Origin of the sequence: Tenacibaculum maritimum NCIMB 2154, assembly GCF_900119795.1 — a bacterium.
GTDB classification, from domain to species: Bacteria; Bacteroidota; Bacteroidia; order Flavobacteriales; family Flavobacteriaceae; genus Polaribacter; species Polaribacter maritimus.
This window is the reverse complement of record NZ_LT634361.1, coordinates 435,097-456,775: the sequence shown is the minus strand read 5'-3', so window position 1 is coordinate 456,775 and position 21,679 is coordinate 435,097. Positions and strand designations below refer to the sequence as shown.

General features: G+C 32.3%; 24 protein-coding genes. 4 read left to right on the top strand and 20 right to left on the bottom strand.

Annotated features, from left to right (window positions below):
- The first annotated feature begins 107 nt into the window (after window positions 1–107).
- Window positions 108–1,004 (top strand): 3-hydroxyacyl-CoA dehydrogenase, encoded by an 897-nt coding sequence (locus tag MARIT_RS02135; protein ID WP_100210633.1) that lies wholly within the window; start codon window positions 108–110, stop codon window positions 1,002–1,004.
- 124 nt (window positions 1,005–1,128) lie between these two features.
- On the opposite strand, the gene MARIT_RS02130 is transcribed toward MARIT_RS02135, so the two are convergent.
- From MARIT_RS02130 to MARIT_RS02060, 15 genes are all read right to left on the bottom strand, one after another.
- Window positions 1,129–2,427: a cryptochrome/photolyase family protein gene (locus MARIT_RS02130; protein ID WP_231975181.1), complete on the bottom strand. Its 1,299-nt coding sequence runs from the start codon at window positions 2,425–2,427 to the stop codon at window positions 1,129–1,131.
- Window positions 2,408–2,890: an SRPBCC family protein gene (locus MARIT_RS02125; protein WP_038025218.1), complete on the bottom strand. Its 483-nt coding sequence runs from the start codon at window positions 2,888–2,890 to the stop codon at window positions 2,408–2,410. The genes MARIT_RS02130 and MARIT_RS02125 overlap by 20 nt, the downstream gene beginning before the upstream one ends.
- Window positions 2,887–3,405 carry a glutathione peroxidase gene (locus tag MARIT_RS02120; RefSeq protein ID WP_100210632.1) on the bottom strand — a complete coding sequence of 173 codons (519 nt, stop codon included), beginning with the start codon at window positions 3,403–3,405 and terminating at the stop codon, window positions 2,887–2,889. The genes MARIT_RS02125 and MARIT_RS02120 overlap by 4 nt, the downstream gene beginning before the upstream one ends.
- A gap of 48 nt (window positions 3,406–3,453) precedes the next feature.
- On the bottom strand, window positions 3,454–3,984 hold the full coding sequence (locus MARIT_RS02115) for a CIA30 family protein (protein WP_231975180.1): 531 nt from the start codon (window positions 3,982–3,984) through the stop codon (window positions 3,454–3,456).
- A 3-nt stretch (window positions 3,985–3,987) separates the two neighbouring features.
- Window positions 3,988–4,668, bottom strand: a complete 681-nt coding sequence (locus MARIT_RS02110) for an SDR family NAD(P)-dependent oxidoreductase (RefSeq protein WP_306301118.1) — start codon at window positions 4,666–4,668, stop codon at window positions 3,988–3,990.
- Window positions 4,668–6,086 (bottom strand): SDR family oxidoreductase, encoded by a 1,419-nt coding sequence (locus tag MARIT_RS02105; protein ID WP_100210631.1) that lies wholly within the window; start codon window positions 6,084–6,086, stop codon window positions 4,668–4,670. The genes MARIT_RS02110 and MARIT_RS02105 overlap by 1 nt, the downstream gene beginning before the upstream one ends.
- A 6-nt stretch (window positions 6,087–6,092) precedes the next feature.
- Entirely contained in the window at window positions 6,093–6,704 is a 612-nt protein-coding gene (locus tag MARIT_RS02100; protein ID WP_024740130.1) for a flavin reductase family protein, read from the bottom strand.
- Window position 6,705: 1 nt separating this feature from the next.
- Entirely contained in the window at window positions 6,706–8,016 is a 1,311-nt protein-coding gene (locus MARIT_RS02095; RefSeq protein ID WP_100211984.1) for an ABC1 kinase family protein, read from the bottom strand.
- Window positions 8,013–8,696, bottom strand: a complete 684-nt coding sequence (locus tag MARIT_RS02090) for a TetR family transcriptional regulator C-terminal domain-containing protein (RefSeq protein WP_231975179.1) — start codon at window positions 8,694–8,696, stop codon at window positions 8,013–8,015. The genes MARIT_RS02095 and MARIT_RS02090 overlap by 4 nt, the downstream gene beginning before the upstream one ends.
- Window positions 8,680–9,153 (bottom strand): TspO/MBR family protein, encoded by a 474-nt coding sequence (locus MARIT_RS02085; RefSeq protein WP_024740127.1) that lies wholly within the window; start codon window positions 9,151–9,153, stop codon window positions 8,680–8,682. Before MARIT_RS02085 ends, MARIT_RS02090 begins: the two co-directional genes overlap by 17 nt.
- Window positions 9,143–9,841 (bottom strand): lycopene cyclase domain-containing protein, encoded by a 699-nt coding sequence (locus MARIT_RS02080; protein WP_024740126.1) that lies wholly within the window; start codon window positions 9,839–9,841, stop codon window positions 9,143–9,145. Before MARIT_RS02080 ends, MARIT_RS02085 begins: the two co-directional genes overlap by 11 nt.
- Window positions 9,838–10,245, bottom strand: a complete 408-nt coding sequence (locus MARIT_RS02075) for a sterol desaturase family protein (protein ID WP_373852614.1) — start codon at window positions 10,243–10,245, stop codon at window positions 9,838–9,840. Before MARIT_RS02075 ends, MARIT_RS02080 begins: the two co-directional genes overlap by 4 nt.
- Window positions 10,246–10,297: 52 nt before the next feature.
- On the bottom strand, window positions 10,298–11,140 hold the full coding sequence (locus MARIT_RS02070) for a phytoene/squalene synthase family protein (RefSeq protein ID WP_024740124.1): 843 nt from the start codon (window positions 11,138–11,140) through the stop codon (window positions 10,298–10,300).
- The gene (locus tag MARIT_RS02065) at window positions 11,137–12,606 is read right to left on the bottom strand and encodes a phytoene desaturase family protein (protein WP_100210630.1); all 1,470 of its coding nucleotides are present in this window, start codon (window positions 12,604–12,606) and stop codon (window positions 11,137–11,139) included. The genes MARIT_RS02070 and MARIT_RS02065 overlap by 4 nt, the downstream gene beginning before the upstream one ends.
- Window positions 12,607–12,748: 142 nt before the next feature.
- Window positions 12,749–13,645, bottom strand: a complete 897-nt coding sequence (locus MARIT_RS02060; protein ID WP_317042281.1) for a MerR family transcriptional regulator — start codon at window positions 13,643–13,645, stop codon at window positions 12,749–12,751.
- A 79-nt stretch (window positions 13,646–13,724) separates the two neighbouring features.
- Between MARIT_RS02060 and MARIT_RS02055 the strand changes: the two genes are divergently transcribed.
- Window positions 13,725–14,675 (top strand): GSCFA domain-containing protein, encoded by a 951-nt coding sequence (locus MARIT_RS02055; protein WP_100210628.1) that lies wholly within the window; start codon window positions 13,725–13,727, stop codon window positions 14,673–14,675.
- Window positions 14,676–14,761: 86 nt separating this feature from the next.
- On the opposite strand, the gene MARIT_RS02050 is transcribed toward MARIT_RS02055, so the two are convergent.
- A complete protein-coding gene (locus tag MARIT_RS02050; RefSeq protein ID WP_038025225.1) occupies window positions 14,762–15,040 on the bottom strand; it encodes a rhodanese-like domain-containing protein in 279 nt (92 codons plus the stop codon).
- A gap of 69 nt (window positions 15,041–15,109) precedes the next feature.
- The gene (locus MARIT_RS02045) at window positions 15,110–16,864 is read right to left on the bottom strand and encodes an aromatic amino acid hydroxylase (RefSeq protein ID WP_100210627.1); all 1,755 of its coding nucleotides are present in this window, start codon (window positions 16,862–16,864) and stop codon (window positions 15,110–15,112) included.
- A gap of 249 nt (window positions 16,865–17,113) precedes the next feature.
- Here MARIT_RS02045 and MARIT_RS02040 point away from each other — a divergent pair, with 249 nt between their 5' ends.
- Window positions 17,114–17,890, top strand: a complete 777-nt coding sequence (locus tag MARIT_RS02040) for a M48 family metalloprotease (protein ID WP_024740118.1) — start codon at window positions 17,114–17,116, stop codon at window positions 17,888–17,890.
- Window positions 17,891–18,152: 262 nt separating this feature from the next.
- On the opposite strand, the gene MARIT_RS02035 is transcribed toward MARIT_RS02040, so the two are convergent.
- From MARIT_RS02035 to MARIT_RS02025, 3 genes are read right to left on the bottom strand one after another with little or no spacing between them, the layout of a single operon-like run.
- Window positions 18,153–18,734: a type 1 glutamine amidotransferase family protein gene (locus tag MARIT_RS02035; protein ID WP_100211982.1), complete on the bottom strand. Its 582-nt coding sequence runs from the start codon at window positions 18,732–18,734 to the stop codon at window positions 18,153–18,155.
- A gap of 26 nt (window positions 18,735–18,760) precedes the next feature.
- On the bottom strand, window positions 18,761–19,804 hold the full coding sequence (locus tag MARIT_RS02030) for a 4Fe-4S dicluster domain-containing protein (protein WP_100210626.1): 1,044 nt from the start codon (window positions 19,802–19,804) through the stop codon (window positions 18,761–18,763).
- A gap of 13 nt (window positions 19,805–19,817) precedes the next feature.
- Complete coding sequence (locus MARIT_RS02025; RefSeq protein WP_024740115.1) at window positions 19,818–20,441, bottom strand: hypothetical protein; 624 nt, start codon at window positions 20,439–20,441, stop codon at window positions 19,818–19,820.
- A gap of 124 nt (window positions 20,442–20,565) precedes the next feature.
- Here MARIT_RS02025 and MARIT_RS02020 point away from each other — a divergent pair, with 124 nt between their 5' ends.
- A complete protein-coding gene (locus MARIT_RS02020) occupies window positions 20,566–21,675 on the top strand; it encodes a hypothetical protein (RefSeq protein WP_100210625.1) in 1,110 nt (369 codons plus the stop codon).
- Window positions 21,676–21,679: the final 4 nt, after the last annotated feature.

The following is a 21,679-nucleotide window of genomic DNA, read 5'->3' as shown; positions in this document are numbered from 1 at the left end:
CTGCTCTTTTTAATTTAAATTTGAGATTCATATACCATAAGGGGTTCTTGAAGTCATACCTCTTATTTAAAAATACCCCATATATCATCAATATTAAATACTAAAAAATGAATTATAAAAACATCACCGTAGCTGGCAGTGGAATATTAGGTTATCAAATCGCTTTTCAAACGGCTTTTCATGGCTTTAATGTTACTGTTTTTGACATTAATAATGAAATTTTAGAGAACGCAAAATTAAAATTTAATACGCTAAGTGAATCGTATAAAACCGATCTAAATGCAACAAAAGAGCAATTAGATACTACTTATAAAAATTTACGTTATACTTCTAATTTAAAAGAGGCTGTAAAAGATGCGGATTTAGTGATTGAATCCATTCCAGAAAACCCTCAAATCAAAACCTCTTTTTATCAAGATCTTGCGGCATTAGCTCCTGAAAAAACTGTTTTTGTAACAAACTCTTCTACCATGGTTCCAAGTGATTTTGCTGAAGTAACTCAACGACCTGAAAAGTTCTTAGCACTTCATTTTGCAAATAATATATGGAAACGTAATACCGCAGAAATAATGGGGCATGCAAACACTGATGCAAACGTGTTTAATGATGTTGTTCAATTTTCTAAAGCAATTGGAATGCTTGCTTTGCCTTTGAAAAAAGAACAACCTGGTTATATTATCAATTCAATGTTAGTTCCTCTTTTTGAGTCTGCCACCGACCTTTTAGCTCAAGAAGTAGCTACTGTTGAAACAATAGATAAAACATGGATGAAAGCTACTGGTTCACCAATGGGACCTTTAGCAATGCTAGATGTAGTAGGATTGACAACTTTATACAACGTAACAATGATGGTTGCTGATAAAACAAAAGACCCTATTAAAATAAAGAAAGTTAAATTTTTAAAAGAAAATTTTATTGAGCAACATAAATTAGGTGTTGCTACAGGGGAAGGATTCTATACCTACCCTAATCCTGCTTACAAAAAACCTGATTTTTTAGAGTAAACTTGACAACATATAACAATGTAGTATTTGATATCTATACCCTTTATCAAATACTACATTCGTAAAATAATTCTTCTTTAATGCAATAAACACAATATTTACATTAAGAATTACACCATCCTCTTTATAACAATCCTTGTTTATAAGTTTCAATAGCTCTTTCTCTTGCAAATTTATGTACCACCATAGGCATAGGATAACTTAACTCCTCAAAATCTTGAATCCACTTTTTTATATATACTAAATTTTTATCGAATTTTTTAAGTTGCTCAGACGGATTAAAGATTCTAAAATAAGGGGCTGCATCGCAACCTGTACCCGAAGCCCATTGCCAATTTCCATTATTTGCAGACATATCATAATCCAATAATTTTTGAGCGAAATACGCTTCTCCCCAACGCCAATCTATAAGCAAGTGTTTGCATAAAAAACCTGCCGTTATCATACGCACTCTATTGTGCATATACCCCGTTTCATTAAGCGCTCGCATTCCTGCATCTACCATTGGGTAACCTGTTGTTCCTGCACACCACTTTTTAAATTCTTCTTCGTTATTTCTCCATTGAATACCATCATATTTTCGCTTAAAGTTTTGGGTAACTACCTGAGGAAAATGATAGATTATTTGCATAAAAAATTCTCTCCAAATCAATTCACTTAAAAAAACAGCATTGGTTACTAACGCTAACGACACCATTTTACGAATGCTAACCAATCCAAAACGCAAGTATGGAGACAGGTATGATGTTGTATCTTCACCAGGAAAGTCTCTATAACTATCATACACTTTTAAATTTGATAGGTTATAGGGTTTTACTTTGATTGTACTAACTTCAAAACCTAATTCATGCAATAACGGAAAACGTAATTGATGCTTATAAAAATAACACTCCTTAACTTTAAAAAAAGTCAAATCTTTTTCTTTATTAAGCGTTTGCAACCACTTCTTTTTATAGGGAGTAAATACCGTATAAGGCAAGCCATCTTTTTTAACCACTTCTTCTTTTTCAAAAATAACTTGATCTTTATAAGCGTGTGCTTGAATATTTACTGATTTTAAGAACAATTGCAAATCGGCATCTCTTTTTCTTGCATAAGGCTCATAATCTTCATTAAAATATACTGATGCAATAGAAAAGGTAGCTACTAAATCTTTCCAAACCTCCATAGGTTTTCCTTGTTTAACAAGTAAAGAACTCCCCATACGCTTTAACTCACCATCCAAATCACTCAAAGTCTGATAAATAAACGATATACGCGCATCATTTTTGGGTAGCTTCTGGGTAATTTCTTCATCAAAGATAAAAAGAGGCAGTACCAATTTACCTGAGTTCAATGCAGCAAATAAACCTCTATTATCATCCAATCGCAAATCTCTACGAAACCAAAAAACAACCACTTCTCTATCCATTAAATAACGCATTTAATGTTTTAAAACGGTATTCAAAAATAGCCTTCAACTCACTTTTAACAAATATCTTATGCGCTAAGCGGCCTAAAATACCAAAAGGAAGTTTGTACGAAACTTTATCCTTCATCAACGTTTTCCCATCAGGCAACTTCTCAAACCAATGCTCGTGATGCCACATTTTATATGGACCAAAACGCTGTTCATCAACAAAAAAGTTTTGTTCTTTTACTACTGTTATTTCTGTTACCCAATTCATTTTAATCCCTAAAACTGGAGAAACCTTATATGTTATTATTTGCCCTTGATATGCTTTTTTATCAACTTTAGCAGTAATTTGAAACCCCATTTTAGGAGGAGTTATACTTGCTAGATTTTCTGGAGAAGAAAAGTAATCCCATGCCTTTTCTATAGCTATATTTAATTCTTGTGAAGCCTCCAGTGTATATATTCCTGAATGTTTAAAAAATGTAATCATTTTCTTATAAGATGTTTGGTTATTCTGCTACTAGTTGGCTTGGTTATTGAAAAATAGTAATCTATAAACTTTCCTGTTTCGTCAATTAAATATTTCTGAAAATTCCATTTTACAGAAGAGTTTTTAACCTGATTAAATTCTTTTTTAGTCAACCACTTGTACAAATCATGTTGCTTTTCACCCTTTACTGCTATCTTTTCTGTAATTAAAAAGCGAACCCCATAATTAAGCCTACAAAAAGATTGAATTTCTTCTGAACTCCCTGGTTCTTGCCCACCAAACTGATTGCAAGGTACTCCTATAACCATGAGTTCCTCTTGGTATTTTTCATACAATTTTTGTAAATCATCATACTGTTTTGTGAAGCCACATTTGGAAGCTACATTTACAAAAAGGATTTTTTTTCCTTGATACACTTTTAAATCAATTGGAGTTCCATTAAGATCTTTAATTTTTATATCGTAAATACTAGTAACCAACTGTTCATTTTGACTTTGTGAGGTAAAAAAGGTCATTATAATTATTATTTTGATAAAATTCATAATTGTAATATCTTTTACTTTCTATTCAATTATTATTTTATCTATCATTAACTTAAATTCTTCATCTTTCTTATTTCCTATTAAAATAGCTATTTCTTTTATTTGGTTTCCTGAAAAATTTTCTTTGTTCAACGTTCTTCCCCTAAATGCAGGATAAAAATCTTTTAGCAATAACACAATCTGCTCCTTTTCGGTAGTTGTTTGAAAGTACTGCACGTACGAAAATCGCTGCTTTATATCAGATTTTAGTCGAAATTGATATCTTTTTCCATCTCCCTTTAAGTGCAATATTACTTTTGTTATATTTTCAGGAAAATTGACTCGTAGTGGGAAGCGAGTCATTGCAAAGCCACCATTATTTTTGGTAGATACGGTTCCTAAAAAAACACCATTTCCTTTTTGATCTAATACCATTTTAGAGCTAGAAACTCCTCCCATTACATCGTCATTCGTTTGACGCCAATTCGTAATAACAGAGGGGTTTGTAAAATCAATCGTAAAAGGTTCTTGGACTAGCATGATAAGGACGTATAAAAAAATATTATTTTTCATTAGTTATATTTTTAGGCTAACCATTCCTGCATCAATAGGAAATACTTGACCTGAAATTGCTTTTGATTCATCAGATAATAAATAAGATGCCAATATTGCCACCTCTCTTGCTTTTAAATACGTTTTTAAAGGATGGCGTTCTTTCATGATTTCCTTTTGCTTATCATTCCTTAACAACCTAGCTGCCAAAGGAGTATCTGTTACCGTTGGCGCTATGATATTGACCGTTATTTTAGTAGCATACTCTGCTGCTAATGACTTTCCTAATCCTTCTACCGCCGATTTACTAGCAGCAACGCTTGTATGAAAAGGCATCCCTAATTTCGTTGCCACAGAACTAAACAATACAATATTTCCTGAATTAGCTTTTAAACTTTGTTCGTATTTTTTTATAACTCTGATAGCCCCCAATACATTGACATTAAAATCTTCTTTAAAATCATTTAAACTCAACCTTGTAAAAGGCTTTAAGTTTATACTTCCAGGACAATATACCAGTCCGTGAAGCGTTGGGATCTCAGGGAGCTCGTCTTCTAAAACATTTAAGCAAAAATGAGTACTGTTTTTTTCTTCATTCATTGCTGTTCTACTAAAAACCACAATTTTATGCTCTTTTTTTAACACCTCAACAATTGCTTTCCCTATTCCTTTACTACCTCCTACTACTAAAATTGTTTTCATCATTATTCTTTTATTAATTCGTGAATCATCCCTCTAAAAACAAATGCGTGAAAAGGCAATACGCTATACCAATATAACCTCCCCAAAACACCTTTAGGTCTGAAAACAGCTCTTTGGTACAATTTGTTTTTTATAATTTTAAATTCCAGCCAAGCTTCTCCCGGTAATTTCATCTCTGCAAACAATAAAAGTCGCTTCTGTTTTTTGTCTGCCAACAACACTCGCCAAAAATCTATTGCATCTCCTATTTTTAACTCTGAGTCATGCCTTCTTCCCCTCCTTAAGCCCACACCTCCAAAAAGCTGGTCTATAAAACCTCTAAATCGCCACAAAAAATTGAATTTATACCACCCTCTCTTGCCTCCTATTTCCCATATTTTATTTAAGGTTTTTTCCTCATTTTTAATCACACGACTTCTAAGATCTTTAAAACATCCATAATTGGGTAAGTCTATATACTTTGTGTATTCCGACTTAAAAACACCACTTATCATAGCATCTTTCCAGCTAGAGACTATTGAATTTTGAGCTATTTTAGAAAAGGCTTTTTGTATGGCCATTTTATAAGTTAATGGAGTAATTTTTATATTATTTTTAATGGCACTCTCTTTTCCTATTACTGGAACCTTCATACTATCTACTAATGATCTTGCCAAATTAAAGGAGGTAGAAGTAACAAAATACAACCAATACGATGACAACTTGGGCGTTAAAACAGGCAACGTTAAAATCCACCTTTTAAATCCTCTAATCTCCGCAAACTGTAACAACATTTGCTTATAGGTTAACACCTCTGGTCCATAAATATCAAAAGAACCATCATATAAAGCATCCTTTCCTATAGCTTCTGTCAAATAAGTTAACACATCTCTTATTGCTATTGGTTGCGTTTTCGTATGCAACCATTTAGGAGCTACCATAATTGGTAATTTTTCTACCAGATCTCTAATAATTTCAAAAGAAGCACTCCCGCTACCTACAATAATTCCCGCTCTTAATGTTGTAAGTGCGTAGGTTGAACTACTTAAGATTTCTTCAACTTTATAGCGCGATTTCAAATGTTTAGACAATGAATCATCATTTACAATTCCACTTAAATAAATAACCTGTTTGCAAGACGTTTGGCTAATTAAATGATTAAAATTAGTAGCACAAATACGTTCTAAACTATCAAAATTACTACTGCTAGTGGACATAGAATGGATTAAATAATAGGCTATATCAATATCTGAAGGAATGCTAACATCTGCTTTTTTTAAAAAGTCAACTACTACAAACTCAATTTGATTGTTATCTTGAAATTCTTCAGGAATTCTATGTTTATCTCGAACGCAGCAAACAAGCGTATGCTTTTTTTCCAGTAATACTGGAATTAGTCGTTTTGCAATATATCCTGTTGTGCCGGTTACGAGAATTTTCATCTGTTTTTATTTTGGTCGTTGATATGGGAGGCGTTTACTATTAGCGGGGGTTACATAAGCATCCAATCCGTTTATAGCTACTGTTTCGTTTTTAGATAAATTTATAAAGCCGTCTTTCTCTACCAAAACCTCATCAACATATACTGCTACAATTTCTCCTAATATCAATAATGTATTATTTATTTTTATGGGGTATTCTTCTACATATTTCATAGCTATTTGTACTGAGCTTTCTTTAACAAATGGTGCATGAAAGCCATTTTTATACACTTCTGTTAAAGCGGTTTTATCAAACTCTGAAATCTCCGAAGGGTATTTTGCCGATGTATGATGCGCTTCATGAATCATAGACTCGGTTATATGATTAATTGTATAAAATTCCGTTTCCTTTATATTATCATATGTATTTCTTCTTACCGTAGTTGGACGCAATACAAATCCTAAAATAGGAGGAGCAGACCCGTAATGTACTACGGAACTAAACACTGCAACATTCGTTACTTCTTTTACTGACTTCGTGGCTATTAGATTTGCAGATTTGAATCCTGATAAACTATTTACAAAATTAATTTTGTATAAATGTTCTAAAGCGTCTATATCTTTACGAGTAAACTGCATCCTATAATGTTTTATAATTATTAATTTTAATAGCGGTTGATTTTAAATCGTGCATTAAATGATACAAACCAAAAAAAGTTCTATTGATATAAATAAAATGCTTAGAACCTCTATTTCCATTCATTTTTTTAAGTGCTGTGTTGTTCGCATATTTTTGCCCTAACTCAGCTATCTTGTTAAAGAAAACAGCATCTGAAAAGTCAAACTCTTCCTGATGAAAAGGTTGGGTAAAAAGAGAAAGCATTTCATAAAAAAGTGCCTGAAAAAACTCTTTTTCTTCTAAAGAATCATCCTCTCTTAAGATTTCTAGCTCATATAATTTGGCTTCAAAAAAAGCCTTGTTTTCTATATTTTCTTTTTTAGCCAGCTCAAAATAAGGAATATAAAAACTATTAGGAACCTCTTTCATACATCCAAAATCAATTACTATTAATTCGTTTTTATCCGAAACCAAAAAGTTACCTGAATGAGGATCAGCATGTACTTTTTTCAAAACATGCATCTGATACATATAAAAATCCCATAACGCTTGCCCTATCTGATTTAATACTACTGCATCATGTTTTAATGCTGTAAATTCAGACAAATGAAGCCCTTCCATCCAATCCATTGTTAAAATTTTCTCTGATGAAAATTCTGAATAATAATTAGGGAATTTTAAGTTTGGTATTTTACTACAACTATTTGCTATTTCTTTACTTTGAGCTAATTCTAAAATATAGTTTGTTTCTTCTGTTAGCTTATCTTCTACTTCTTTAAAATAGGCATCAGATCCTTCTCCCTTTATATTAAACATTCTCATAGCAATGGGCTTTACAATAGCTAAATCAGAAGAAATACTCTCTGCAACTCCTGGATACTGAATTTTTACGGCTAATTCTTTTCCTCCTTTTGTTGCTTTGTGTACCTGCCCTATACTTGCTGCATTAACAGATTCCTTTGTAAAGCTATCAAATACCTCTGTAGGTGCTTTTTTAAAATATTTCTTAAATGTTTTTACAACTAACGGAGGCGATAATGGAGGTACTGAAAATTGTGACAGTGAAAATTTTTCTACATAAGCACTTGGTAAGATGTTTTTTTCCATGCTTAGCATTTGAGCTACTTTTAAAGCAGAACCTTTTAAGGTTTTTAAACCATCGTAAATATCAGTAGCATTTGCTTCATTTAAATTCTTTTTTGCCTCATCTTCTGTTTTTACTATTTTTTCTCCATAATATTTTGCATAATTAACCCCTACTTTTATTCCTGTGGTTAATAATTTAGAAGCGCGCTGAATTTTTGATGTCGGAATGTTATCTATACTTTTCATATTACTGGTATTTTTTCTTTCCATAAAAACTTAGCAAAGTCAAAAACACTTTGTATAGGTGTTACTTCTTTTAAATCAAAACTTGCTTTTATTGATTTTTCTATGAAAATATCTGTTTTTTCAAAATTGGATGAAGTATCTGCTAACCAAAACTGTAAAGTACATAATAAGTGAAACCAAGCGCTTTCAAGAACTCCTTTACTTTGTAATTTATTAATTGTTTTATTTTTAAAATCTATAGCATCTGTATGGATTTCCTTATCTATAAATTCAATAAACTCTTTTCGTAATTTCGAAAGCAATTTTAAAGAGGCTAGCTTATTTTTATGAGTTCCTAATTTTATATGAACATAAGATCTATTTGCCGTTAATAACTCAAAAAATGTATAATAAAAACTCAACAGTTTGCTCTTCGAATCATAATTTTTGTAAGCTTCATTTTTTAGCAATAAGGCTACCGTTTTTGTGCAAAAAATTGCAAAAATTTCTTTTTCTAAGACCTCAAAACTACTAAAATGATGGTAAAATTCATTCTCTTCAAAATTGTGCTTTTTAGCAAAAGCATATACTGATGTTATATGGGTTTCCGTGAGCACTTCTTCCATATATAATGCTATAATCTTATCTGATGTTATTCTATTTCCTTGATCCATAATATTTGTATTAATTATTAAAAACAATGTAAGCGTTTAAACTCGTAGCAATTGTCATCCATACCAAATAGGGCATGATTAACAATGTATAATAACCTAGCTTTTTTATATGATTAAATGTAAAATAACCTATTAGCAACCATAGTAATGTAATTATTACTAACCCAACAATAGTTAATTGCTGGTTAAAAAAAACAAAATTCCAACCTACATTTAAAACCCACTGAAAAGTGTAAATCGCAATTAAATATTTACTTAAAAAAGCATACTGAAAACTAAGCTTAGTCATATAAAAAGAAAAAAGGAACATGATGCTAAACCATGCTGCTCCAAAAACCCATCCGGCAGGAGTCCAAGGTGCTTTTGACAAACCTAAATACCAACTTGTTCTAGGACCATCATTCATCAACCATATGCCAATAACTAACGCCATAAAATTGAAGAATAAAAAGATTATAAAATATCCATATTTATTAGCTTTCATAAATTTTATTTTTTAAATAGTTAAATACCAACTGTATCGAAAACAATAAGTTAAATGCGTAAAAAGCATCTTCAAATGGGATTGTAAACAACCTAAAGTTCATGTTTTCAGCATCATCATACCAAACTACTGGCGCTTCTATAAAACTTCCCGTAAGTACTCCATTCACTATAAAGAAAGGAAAAAGTATGACGAAGAAACTTGGTAAATAAGTCTGTAATACTTCCAAATGCTTCGCTAAACTATACCCCATTAATAGTAAAAAAAGGATAAAGTTTATCGTAGTATATTGTTTTCCAAAATTAAATACCAAGCCCCCTATTGCTATCAATAACAGAAAAACAGTAATTTGCTTTGCGAACCTTCTTGATAGTTTTAAATTAGGGAAGTAATATTTTAATACCTCGTGTGTAAATAAACAAGCATAGGGGATGCATATAAAAAAAAGCCACTCTTCTATGGGCATTCCTATTATTTTTAAAGGAAGGTGGTAATTTGAATTAAAGCCCCAAACCCCTATTTTAGTAAATGCTGCATCCCATATTAAAAAAGGAACCGCAATGATTGAAATACTCAAACAAGCAGCTTTAATGTATTGTATAAAATGAAACTTCTTTTCAAAAATACTATACAATAAAGGAATACTTAAACTTCCTATATTTAACAGGAGATACAAATACTGACTCATTGTTTTTTCTTAAAATATTTAAAAGGAACGAACAACATTCCAAAACACTCTCCGTCTATTTTCCCTAAATGCTTATGATGAATTTTATGTGCCTTTCTTAATCCTCTTAAATAACGATTTTGTGTATTTTTAAACCATTTAAAACGCCTGTGAATTAAAACGTCGTGAATTAAAAAATATGCTAGTCCATAAAGTAGTATTCCCAAACCTATAAAAAATAAATAATTAAGTTCTGGACGAATTCCAAAATAAAACAACAACATACTTGGAATAGCAAACACAACAAAAAAAGCATCGTTCTTTTCAAAAATATGTGGATACCCTGGTTGATGATGATCTTCATGCAAAAACCAACCAAACCCATGCATGATATATTTATGTGTACACCACGTTATACCCTCCATAATTACAAATGTTACCAGTGTTATTATAAAAAAGATGACTACACTCATTTTATTATATCAAATTTAATTTATACTTCACATAACTTCTTGCTAGTAAATTAATTTTCATAGGATTGGAAATACGAACCCTTGTACTCATTATTTTAGAAGAAGGAACGCTCTTTAATTTTTTTAGCAAACGTTTATAATATCTATATGCCATATATACCCCAAACTTAGCCTCTACTGGAAGCTTTAATATCCCATGCTGAAAAGCATACTCAAAATCCGTTTCAATATCTTTGATAATAACTTCTTTCGATTGCGCGTCTAATTCCTTTAAGTTGATATTAGGAAAATAAGAACGATTCAATGTTTCAAAATCATCTTTTAAATCTCGTAAAAAATTTACTTTTTGAAATGCGGATCCCAAGCGCATTGCTGCATCTTTTAATGCTTCATACTTTTGCAAGTTTCCATTAACAAAAACCTTTAAACACATCAACCCTACAACATCAGCTGACCCATAAATATAAGCCTTATATTCAGCTTCTGTCTTATATTCCGTTTTATACAAATCAGCCTTCATACTTTTTAAGAAAGCTTGTACCAAATCGTCTGTAATATCATATTTATTTACGGTATGAACAAAAGCATTCAAAATAGGATTTAAACTGATTCCTTCTTTTTTTGCCATATAATACTCCTTCTCAAACTTACTCAATAACAATGCTTTATCATATGCATGAAATGAATCTACAATTTCATCTGCAAAACGCACAAAACCATAAATATTATAAATTGCTGCACGAATTTTCGGCGACAACATTTTAGTAGCCAGCGAAAATGACGTACTGTATTTTCGAGTAACTAATTTACTACATAAAAAGGACACTTCATCAAATAGTTGTTTCATATTTTATGGTATTTTAAAATTAAATCTGAAGCTATTTTCCCTGAAATTAAAGCAGGAGGAACCCCTGGTCCTGGCACGGTTAGTTGCCCTGTAAAAAATAAATTTTTTACTTTTTTACTTTTTATTTTAGGTCTTAAAAAAGCCGTTTGTGTTAATATATTTGCCAAGCCATAAGCATTTCCTTTATAAGAATTATACCCTTCCTTAAAATCGTTAACACAAAAACTCTCCTTAAAAAGAACATGCCTTTTAATAGACTGATTCGTAAGCTTTTCCAATCGATTTATAATCATGTCAAAATATACTTCTCTTATTTCAGGAGTATCTTCTATTCCTGGTGCTAAGGGAATCAAAAAAGTTCCTGATTCTTTACGCTCTGGAGCAAAAGAGCTATCTGTTATCGAAGGAAAACTAGCATAAAAAAGAGGATTTTCTGGCCAGCTAGGCGAATCATAAATTGTTTTTGCATGCTCATCAAAATCTGTATCAAAAAATAGCGTATGATGACAAACATTTGCTATTTTCTTATCAAATCCTACGTAAAATAATAAAGAAGAGGGCGCAAATACTTTTGTATCCCAATACTTTTCTGAATACTGCCTATACTCCTTTGCTAATAATGTTTCTGTATGATGGTAATCAGCTCCACTAAGTACGACATCAGCTGCCAAAAACTCCTTATTTACGATTACCCCAGTAGCCTCTCCTACTGAATTGACTACAATTTCATCTACTACTGCTTCGGTATTAAAAGTAACCCCTAAACTAGTAGCCAATGAAACCATCCCTTCAATTACCTTGTACATTCCTCCTACAGGATGCCAAGTACCCAAACCAAAATCAGCATAATTCATAAAATTATAAAAAGCAGGGGTGTTGCTTGGCTTGGCCCCCAAAAACAATACAGGAAACTCTAAAATTTGAATTAACTTCTTGCTTTTTATATGTTTTCTAACTTGCTTCCTAATCGTAGAAAAAAATTGAGTTATTTTTCCTATTGTTACTGGAGTAACTAACTCTAAAGGAGATATTCCTGGTTTATACACCAAATCATTAATAGACACCTCGTAATTGTATGCTGCCGATTTCAAAAAGGTTTTTAAATGCTTAGCGCTCCCTTTTTCTTCTTTTTCAAAAATTTCATAAATAGCTTCTAAGTTCCCTGGAACTGTCACAGAATCTAATATAGAGAAATAAACTTGGTATGCTGGAGATAATTTTTCTAGTTGGTAATAATCAGTAGGTTTTTTTCCAAAATCTCCAAAGAATTTTTCAAAAACATCAGGCATCCAATACCATGTTGGTCCCATATCAAACGTAAAACCATCTTTTAACAATTGCCTTGCTCTACCTCCAATCGTTTTATTTTTTTCCAACACCACAACCTCGTACCCAGCTTTTGCTAAATAACATGCTCCTGCCAATGAAGAGAAGCCCGAACCTATTATTGCTATTTTTTTTCTCAAATTTTATTATTTAAATAAGGTTATCTTTTATTCAGAATAAAATCACAAATATCTTATCCAGTAAAAAGAGCTAACCAAATTTACATTTTTTGTTTAACAAAAACAAATTATAGTTAAACAAAATAAAATTATACAAAAAAAATTACAAGTCCTCTAACAACTCCACTAAAGATGAGTAAACAGTAATACTCGCTTTAAAATCAATATCTTTTACCAACATTGCCTTTTGACCTACTGCTATCAACTTATGATTTGTTCCGCTTAGTGCATCTTCTATTTCATTAAAATACCCAAGCACCTTATCATCATAGGGCTGAACAGTTAATGAAGTTACAAATCTAATTTCCGTATTACTTTCAAAAAAATAGCTCAAATTATCCAACGGCAAGCTTTGCCCCAAATATATGGTAGCGTAACCTCTTAGCACCAATTCATAATTCAAATACATCAATCCCAACTCATGTATTTCATTTTCAGGTAGAAAAAGAACATAGGTTATTTCTGAAGAAACCGACGAATACTCTAGCTCATCAGTACTTATTTGTATTTTTTGGGCAATTAAATTCGATATAAAATGCTCATGCGCTGGCAATAATGTATCTGTTTGCCAAAGAAGTCCTATATGATTTAAAAAGGGTACAAAAACATCTTTAAAAACCTGTCTAAATGTTTTCTTACTTAACAACTTGTTATAGGTACGATTAAACAATTGTTTATCAAACCGAAACATCGACAACTTTAAAGAGTTGATAGCCTCATTGTTAATCCCCTTTTTTAACGCTAATTCTCTTGCCTTTACAAGAATCGTTTCGTCTGACATTTCTGCAATCTTAGAAATCTTATAATTATGAGCATTTAACAATGCGACATTTAGCAATTTCTGTAAATTTTCAGAAGAGTAGTATCGAATATTAGTATCCGTTCTTTCTGGTAACAATAAATTATATCGTTTCTCCCAGATACGAATCGTATGAGCTTTTATTCCCGAAATATTTTCAAGATCTTTAATTGTAAAATTTTTATTGATTCCGTTCAACACCTATCCTTTTTTATTAAACAAAGGTACGTATTTTTATTAATAACAATTTTATCTTTATTTTTGAGCCAATTCTCAATCTATGATTTTCCATACGCCCATTCCATTAAAAAAGCAATCTACTCATGAAATCAACCACCATGCAACCTTGCTTTTATTAGGTTCTTGTTTTTCTGAAAATATTGGAAAAAAACTTAATTATTTTAAATTCCAATCTCTAATAAATCCTCTTGGAATTTTATTCCACCCTAAAGCAATAGAAAACTTAATCATCAATGCTATCCTGCATAAAAAATACACTGAAAAAGACATCTTCTTACACAACGAACGCTGGCATTGCTATGATGCACACTCTAGCTTAAGTGCTAATAATAAAGCAGATTTATTAAACAATCTTAACAATGGCCTTTTACACACTGCTACACAAATAAAAGCAGCTTCACATATTATTATTACACTAGGAACTTCTTGGGTGTACAGACACCTAAATACCAATACTATTGTAGCAAATTGCCATAAAGTTCCTCAAAAAAAATTCTCAAAAGAAATACTAGCTATTGAAGAAATCACAACATCATTACACACGATAATAACACATATTACATCAATAAACCCCAAAAGTTCCATTTTATTTACCCTTTCTCCAATTCGGCACTTAAAAGACGGCTTTACAGAAAACCAACGCAGCAAAGCGCACTTATTAACCGCAATCCACAACAGTATTCACAATCAAAAAAATTGTTATTACTTTCCTAGTTACGAAATCATGATGGACGAACTCCGAGATTATCGCTTTTACAAAGAAGACATGATTCACCCTAACAATACAGCAATCAATCATATATGGGAAAAGTTTTCAGCAACATGGATTTCAGAAGAAAGTAAAAAAATAATGCAGCAAATTGACGCCATTCAAAAAGGGCTCGCACACCGACCTTTCAATCCTAAATCTGAACAGCACCAACAATTTTTAAAAAAATTGTACAAAAAAAAGGAAACACTTCAACAAGCATTCCCTTTTATACAATTTTAATTTTTATATCAAATCCAAAACAATCAATATACTTTCTGTATCAACAAAAATATTCTCATCATAATTGCTTTAATTGATGGATGGCATTATTTTAAATACTGATCTACATTTCCCCAAGGACCTCCATTAATAATATCTACACCATGACTCAATAAAAAATCTGTTGCTTGCCCACTTCTTCCTCCACTCCTACAAACAGCAATTACAGGTTTATCCCATGATTTTATTTCTTCTACTTGCGATGGAATAGTTGTCAAAACAATATGCTTTGCCCCCTCAGAATGTCCTTCATTCCATTCTTCAAGCGTTCTTACATCCAACACGATAGCTCCTTTTTCTAAGTATTCTTTAATTTCGGTACTCATATCCTTTTTTCTAAATAAATTAAATAATCTCATCAGATTCACACCATTTATAAATTAATACAACTGGTATTACATCTCATATACAGGCAATAAATGTAAACCATTTTCAACTAATGTTTTGTATTTTTTATCTTTTTTAAATTGATTCAGATACATTTCTACATCTACTTTTACAGAAAAACTATGTTTTATAGCCAGTTCCAATAACTCCAACGGCAACAACCAATCTTCTTTAAAATCAGACTGTAATTCTTTAAATACTCCTAGTAATTCCTTCTCATCAACAACATTCTTTTCACGCCAACTTCTCACTTTTCCATATAGTTTATATAACCTCTTTTCTTTATCTGAATATACTATTTTATGCGTTTTTGTTTCAGAAACCTTTCCTATATCCGCAAATGAACTAGGATCAGCCGCTCCCGCAAAAGCAGAAACCAACTCCTTTCCTATTGCCATATCGTAAATCCCCCATTCTGGTCTAAATAAAACTGCTGCTCCAAAAGTAACCGTACATTCTTCTAATGAAATAATTAAAATCTTCCCTCTTAAATCACGTGTTCCTGTAATTGCCTTCCCTTTTACAACAACTCCACTCTCAAACTCCAACGTCATATATTCTCCTTCATAAATACCATACGCTTTTAAATCTCTCGGGCTCATGTCTTCAATAGGCAAATTAATTCCTTTCAACTTACCCACTGGGCTACCAAATCCTTCAGCATGATAAGAAATCCCGTGACCTATAAGCTCTTTATCTCTATTAGACAATGCAGTTCCTCCCGTCGTTTGTATATAAGCAACCTTACCTTCTTTAGATTTTATAAGATTGGTAAATATTCCTGAAATTTGAACCCCTGTGCTCAATTCAACAGTACCTATATTCCCCGAATCTATTAGCTTTTCCACTCCTCTTACTCCCCCTGTTCTTAACGCCATTGTATTTGCAAATTCATCTAGCACTAAACTTAAATACGCAAAATCTGGCGTCACAAATAACTGAGGTTGAGGCTTTGTTATATCAAAACTCATTGCAGCTGCTTCAATAGAATAAGGTATCTTTTTCACCTCCTCTTTCATACACCAAGCACTTTCTCCTATTGATGATAACAATCCTGCTCCATAAATCTTAGGGTTTTCAACTGTTCCTATCAACCCATACTCAACCGTCCACCAATGCAGATTTCTTATTTGTGCCATTTCAGAAGGCTCCCCCATATTATTTTGCAACCATGTTACCTTTGCATGCGCTTCATTAATCTCTTCCTCAGAAGAATTTGGATTCTCTTTTAAAATAGACAACCACCTAACAGCTTCATATAACTCATAATCTTTTGAAGACGAAATAGCTTTACTTCCTATTTCTCCAAAGCGACGTAGGTATTCAGCGTATTCAGGATTGGCTATAATTGGCGCATGCCCTGCTGCCTCATGTATAATATCTGGAGCGGGCGTGTATTCAATATGATTTATCGTTCTTATATCTGATGCTATTACCAATACATTATAAGCTTGAAACTCCATAAAGGCATTCGGCGGAATAAAACCATCTACCGAAACCGCAGCCCAGCCAATTTCTTTTAAAATTCTATTCATTCCTTCCATATGAGGAATATGCTCTATAGAAATACCTGCTTTTTTTAATCCAGCCACGTAAGACTCATGGGCTACTTTACTCAAATAATCAACATTCATTCTCATAACATAACGCCAAACTGCTTGATGCTGCATTGTATATTCATCATACGGCTGCTTCACAATAAACTTATGCAAATGCTTTGGTAGTTTCTTTGTAATTTCATTTAACTCAAAAAAAGGCTCCATATGTTTTATCTATTGTTTTGTTCTGTAAATTTAAAACATTTATAGATTACAAAAAACCTATATCTGTTAAATATACAGATTGCGTATCTTTACATTTTTGAACTTACTCTAAACTTTTTAAGCTAAAGTGTTTTGAATCGCATCGCATTACTATAAAATCAAAAAGATAAAAAATGCACTTAAAAAACACTATTCCTCCCATACTTTTAAAAAGTTTAAGCAAAGTATTTTATACTAAAAATAATAAATATGAGAAATCGTGGAAATTTTAAAATCAGATTATTAATTGGTGCTGCTATTGCTTTATTTGCCGTCTTTAAGTATTGTTCAAATGCTGAAATCAATCCATACACAGGAAAAAAACAGCATATCTCTATTTCTCCCAAAGAAGAAATAGCTATCGGACTAAGTTCTGCTCCTTCTATGGCTCAACAGCATGGAGGACTCCACCCCGATAACCGTTTTCAAAAATTAGTGGATAAAGTTGGTCAATTGCTAGTGCATCGTAGTATTGCCCAAAAATCAGGCTATCCGTTTGAGTTTCATTTATTAAAAGACGCAACCACTATCAATGCTTTTGCATTACCTGGAGGGCAAATTTTCATTACGTACGCGTTATTTTCTAAATTGAAAAACGAAGACCAATTAGCTGGCGTTTTAGGTCATGAAATCGGACATGTTATTGGTCGCCATTCCGCAGAACGCATGGCAAAACAAGACCTAACTCAAGGATTACTTTCTGGAGCTGCAGTTGGGTTTGATCCAAGTACCGCACAGGGAGCTACCATAATTGCAAATGCCATAAATATGAAATACGGACGTAATGACGAACTAGAAAGTGATGAACTAGGGGTAAAAATAATGATAGACGCCGGTTACAATCCTGAACATTTAATCGGAGTCATGCAAATATTAAAAGCTGCTGCCGGCCCAAACAGAACTCCTGAATTTCAAAGCACACATCCTGACCCTGAAAATAGAATTGCAAAAATTAAAGAAGCTATCAGAAAATACCAAAAAAAATAATACTTCAAGCAATAACATCTATACATTAAAATTATCGTACAAAACTCTCTTTTCTACGATAATTTTAATTTGAAGCGATTTAAACTTTTTGTTTTGAAGCGAAAATTCAGTTTTTTTTGTCCTAATGAAGTCTTTTTTAAACAACATAGCTTAACTACATTGTCAGAAAAAGCTAAAATCAAGGTGGAATAAGACCAATTTGCAGGCATAAGAAAAAATGGAAACCATTTCTTAAAAAAACACAGTACCAACTGCTGTTTTATCAACCTGCCCATACTCCCTCTTTAAAAAGATGAAACCATTTTTCAATATTGGCATCACTATATAATTCGACAGCTTTAAAAACCTCTCTTGCAAATTCAATTGGAGCAACTCCATTGGCTGTTATTAAGTTACCATCAGTAACCGCTAATTCATCTTGATAATAACGAGATCCCTTATACGATTTTGCAAACATTTTTAAATAATCTAAAGAATTACTAGTATGTTTTACGTCATCTAAATACCCTCTCTTAGCTAAATAAGTTGTTGCCCCGCAAATTGCTCCTATTATTTTATCCTCTGCATGCAATTCATCTACAAGTACATCTATTTCCTTTACCGTTTCCTTTTCCCAAAATGTTCCTCCTGGCAAAATAAGCGCCGAAACCTCACTTGTATCAATTTCACTAATTGAAAAATCGGGTTGAATATGCAATCCTCCCACCGATCTAATGGGAGCTCCATCAACTGTAAAATAACTCAATGAAATTCCTTCGTTTTTCTGTAACCCTGGAGCTAAATATGAAATTTCCCAATCAGAAAATCCCTCAAACAGCAAAACATAAACTTTTTTTTTAACCATGACTCTATATTTAATTTGATAAGTGATCAATCCATAAAATACCAAAACTTAGGCTCTGTTCCCAAATCCTCTTTTAATCTGAACACTTTCTTTGTTTCTATTATATTTCTAATAGTACTATTAGGATCCAACAAATTCCCAAAAACTCTAGCTCCAGTAGGACAAGCTTCCACACAAGCAGGGTTTTTCCCTTTTCGAGAACGTTGAACACAAAACGTACACTTCTCCATAACTCCTTTTTTACGAATCCTATTTCCTAAATAATGTTGCTCTGGATTCACTTCTTCAGCAGGGATTTTAGGCTCGCTCCAATTAAATCGCCTTCCATCATAAGGACAAGCCGCCATACAATAACGACACCCAATGCACCAATCATAATCTACCACCACCAAACCATCTTTTTCTCTCCAAGTAGCTTGTACTGGACATACCTTTGTACAAGGAGGATTATCACAATGGAAACATTGCGTTCCTAGGTAAAAATGCCCTTCAGCAGGAACTTCATGCCCATAACTATCATCTGCTTTTTCAAAGTTAATTCCTTCTCCTTTCTTTATCTCATGAATCCTAATATAGCGCATATCACTTTCTCTATCATGATTATTTTCTTGATGACAAGCCTCTACACAATCCATGTAGCCTTGGCATTTAGAAATATTAAAAGCATATCCAAACAACACATTTTCATCTGCATTTTTTGCAGAAATGTTAATAGTCTTCCCCAAACGCTCAGCATACCTTTTTTCCAACCTTCTCACCGTCGCCCTCTTTTCTTCATCGCTCATTAATTTGTAATTCCCTTTAAAAAGCTCCTCCCAGTTTTCAGTCTCTTTTTCTTTATGTTCCTTACTAGAAATTACACTACACGAAGTACTAACAGCGCCCGCTCCTACTAACAAACTAGCACTTAACTTCTTCAATGCATTTCTTCTACTGGTAGGCTTATTAAAAACCTGAGCAATCCCATCATTTTTCATTTCAGAATCCAAACAATTACCTTCTTTACATGCATCTTTTTTAGCTTCCTTAAATATATTTAGGGAAAACCATTTTTTTGTACCTCCACTCATGCCTATTATTATTTTATTTACGAGATCTTTCTCTTTTTAAATACACGGGATATGCTGGCACCTTAGTGTGAAATTTTGGAGAATGCGGATTATGACATTCTACACATGTTTTAGACACTCTAGGTGGCATCCATCCTCCTACTTGTTTACCATGAGCCCCAATAGCCCAATCTTTATATTCTCCTTGATGACATTGTGCGCAAACCTTATAGCTCTTGTTAAAATCAATGCTTTTACCTGTATGCGAACGTAATAAATCCATATCTTGCTTATTATGACAGTTAAAACAAGAGGCTACCTCTCTGTCCATATGAAAAAAGCGAATATCTTTATGTATAAAGATCTTTTTCTCTTTTAACTTATCTAACGATTCTGAATGACACCCTGAACATTTATATTTACTAATATTACTCTTTCTTTCATAAACAAAGAAACTATCCACTTCATTAACCTTAGGTACTACCTTTACTAATCTGTCATGTTGCAAAGAGTTAGATAATGAATAAGAAACAACCTCTAACTCCCGCTCCTTAATAGCAGTATAAACATCTTTTTTTTCATTAAAATGACAAGAAACTAGTAAAGAAAAAAAAGGCAACGCAGCCAAACATCTTACATTCACACCTATTTTGCTCATGCTAACCAAAATTAAAATTCATAACAAATGTAAAAACCATTATTAGGCATTTATATGATAAAAATCATATTTCATGGAGAGATATGACGATACCTTTGATCTATGAAATTTTAAATAAAAGATTATGCATACCCATATAAATCTAGCAAAAAAGGTATTCTCTTTAGTTTTTTTAAGCATTATTTCATTTCGTTTTTATGCACAAGAAAAACCTAATGTTGAACTACACGGAGCACTACGCTTCAACTATAAATTATATTCATGGAACCAACAACAACAAAAAAGAGGTGGAGACATCGGTTACGATATGTTTGCTATCAATCCGAAAGCAAGTTATAAAGGACTAACACTACAAGTAAAGTATCGATTGTACGCTCAAGAATATGGTGCTGGATTGTTAAGACAGGGAGATATTACTTATACTTTTCAAAATAAAGACCAATTTATTTTGGGTTTAACAAAGGTTCCTTTTGGCATAACACCATACAACTCTCATAGTTATTATTTAAGTATGGGATATTATATCGGATTAGAAGATGACTACGATGTAGGATTTACATATACTCACAAAGGCAAAAACATAGATTATCAACTTGCTTTTTTTAAAAACTCTGAGGATTTATTCGTTGGAGAAGAATCTGCCAAAAGATATTCTTATGATGTTATTGGTGATTACAAAGAAACTAATCAAGTAAATGGAAAAATCGTTTACAAAGTAGGTAAAAAGTACCAACAACAAATAGGTACTTCACTAATGTATGGAGGACTACACAATATAAAAACAAATCAATATAAATCACACCATGCAATAGCGGTGCATTACGAGGGAAACATAAACCAGTTCAATATAAAAGCACAAGCTACCAGCTTTAAGAAAAATACAGGTACCGACTATGTAGAATTCGGAGCTTACAATGCAACATATAATGTAGCTAGCAAAGGAGAATTATACACCTTAGGAGCAAGCTATAATTTCCCTTTAAAATCAAAAGTATTCGACAATATACAAGTATATGATAACTATGCCTATTTTGACAAATCTAACAAAGAGTATATAAATTCTTTTACCAATACAGTAGGTATTCTTGTTCATGCAGGAAACATATATAGCTATATAGAATTTATTACTACAAAAAATCAGCCATGGTTTAATGAAGGATGGACAAATTCTTTTGCTAAAGGAGACGATAAAGTACAAACACTATTCAACATCAACGTCGGATATTATTTTTAAACAA

Bases quoted from the DNA above. Each gene is read 5' to 3' on its own strand.
- MARIT_RS02135 (WP_100210633.1), top strand. From the start codon at position 108: ATGAATTATAAAAACATCACCGTAGCTGGCAGTGGAATATTAGGTTAT.
- MARIT_RS02130 (WP_231975181.1), bottom strand. From the start codon at position 2,427: ATGCGTTATTTAATGGATAGAGAAGTGGTTGTTTTTTGGTTTCGTAGA.
- MARIT_RS02125 (WP_038025218.1), bottom strand. From the start codon at position 2,890: ATGATTACATTTTTTAAACATTCAGGAATATATACACTGGAGGCTTCA.
- MARIT_RS02120 (WP_100210632.1), bottom strand. From the start codon at position 3,405: ATGACCTTTTTTACCTCACAAAGTCAAAATGAACAGTTGGTTACTAGT.
- MARIT_RS02115 (WP_231975180.1), bottom strand. From the start codon at position 3,984: ATGAAAAATAATATTTTTTTATACGTCCTTATCATGCTAGTCCAAGAA.
- MARIT_RS02110 (WP_306301118.1), bottom strand. From the start codon at position 4,668: ATGATGAAAACAATTTTAGTAGTAGGAGGTAGTAAAGGAATAGGGAAA.
- MARIT_RS02105 (WP_100210631.1), bottom strand. From the start codon at position 6,086: ATGAAAATTCTCGTAACCGGCACAACAGGATATATTGCAAAACGACTA.
- MARIT_RS02100 (WP_024740130.1), bottom strand. From the start codon at position 6,704: ATGCAGTTTACTCGTAAAGATATAGACGCTTTAGAACATTTATACAAA.
- MARIT_RS02095 (WP_100211984.1), bottom strand. From the start codon at position 8,016: ATGAAAAGTATAGATAACATTCCGACATCAAAAATTCAGCGCGCTTCT.
- MARIT_RS02085 (WP_024740127.1), bottom strand. From the start codon at position 9,153: ATGAAAGCTAATAAATATGGATATTTTATAATCTTTTTATTCTTCAAT.
- MARIT_RS02080 (WP_024740126.1), bottom strand. From the start codon at position 9,841: ATGAGTCAGTATTTGTATCTCCTGTTAAATATAGGAAGTTTAAGTATT.
- MARIT_RS02075 (WP_373852614.1), bottom strand. From the start codon at position 10,245: ATGGAGGGTATAACGTGGTGTACACATAAATATATCATGCATGGGTTT.
- MARIT_RS02070 (WP_024740124.1), bottom strand. From the start codon at position 11,140: ATGAAACAACTATTTGATGAAGTGTCCTTTTTATGTAGTAAATTAGTT.
- MARIT_RS02055 (WP_100210628.1), top strand. From the start codon at position 13,725: ATGATTTTCCATACGCCCATTCCATTAAAAAAGCAATCTACTCATGAA.
- MARIT_RS02050 (WP_038025225.1), bottom strand. From the start codon at position 15,040: ATGAGTACCGAAATTAAAGAATACTTAGAAAAAGGAGCTATCGTGTTG.
- MARIT_RS02045 (WP_100210627.1), bottom strand. From the start codon at position 16,864: ATGGAGCCTTTTTTTGAGTTAAATGAAATTACAAAGAAACTACCAAAG.
- MARIT_RS02040 (WP_024740118.1), top strand. From the start codon at position 17,114: ATGAGAAATCGTGGAAATTTTAAAATCAGATTATTAATTGGTGCTGCT.
- MARIT_RS02035 (WP_100211982.1), bottom strand. From the start codon at position 18,734: ATGGTTAAAAAAAAAGTTTATGTTTTGCTGTTTGAGGGATTTTCTGAT.
- MARIT_RS02030 (WP_100210626.1), bottom strand. From the start codon at position 19,804: ATGAGTGGAGGTACAAAAAAATGGTTTTCCCTAAATATATTTAAGGAA.
- MARIT_RS02025 (WP_024740115.1), bottom strand. From the start codon at position 20,441: ATGAGCAAAATAGGTGTGAATGTAAGATGTTTGGCTGCGTTGCCTTTT.
- MARIT_RS02020 (WP_100210625.1), top strand. From the start codon at position 20,566: ATGCATACCCATATAAATCTAGCAAAAAAGGTATTCTCTTTAGTTTTT.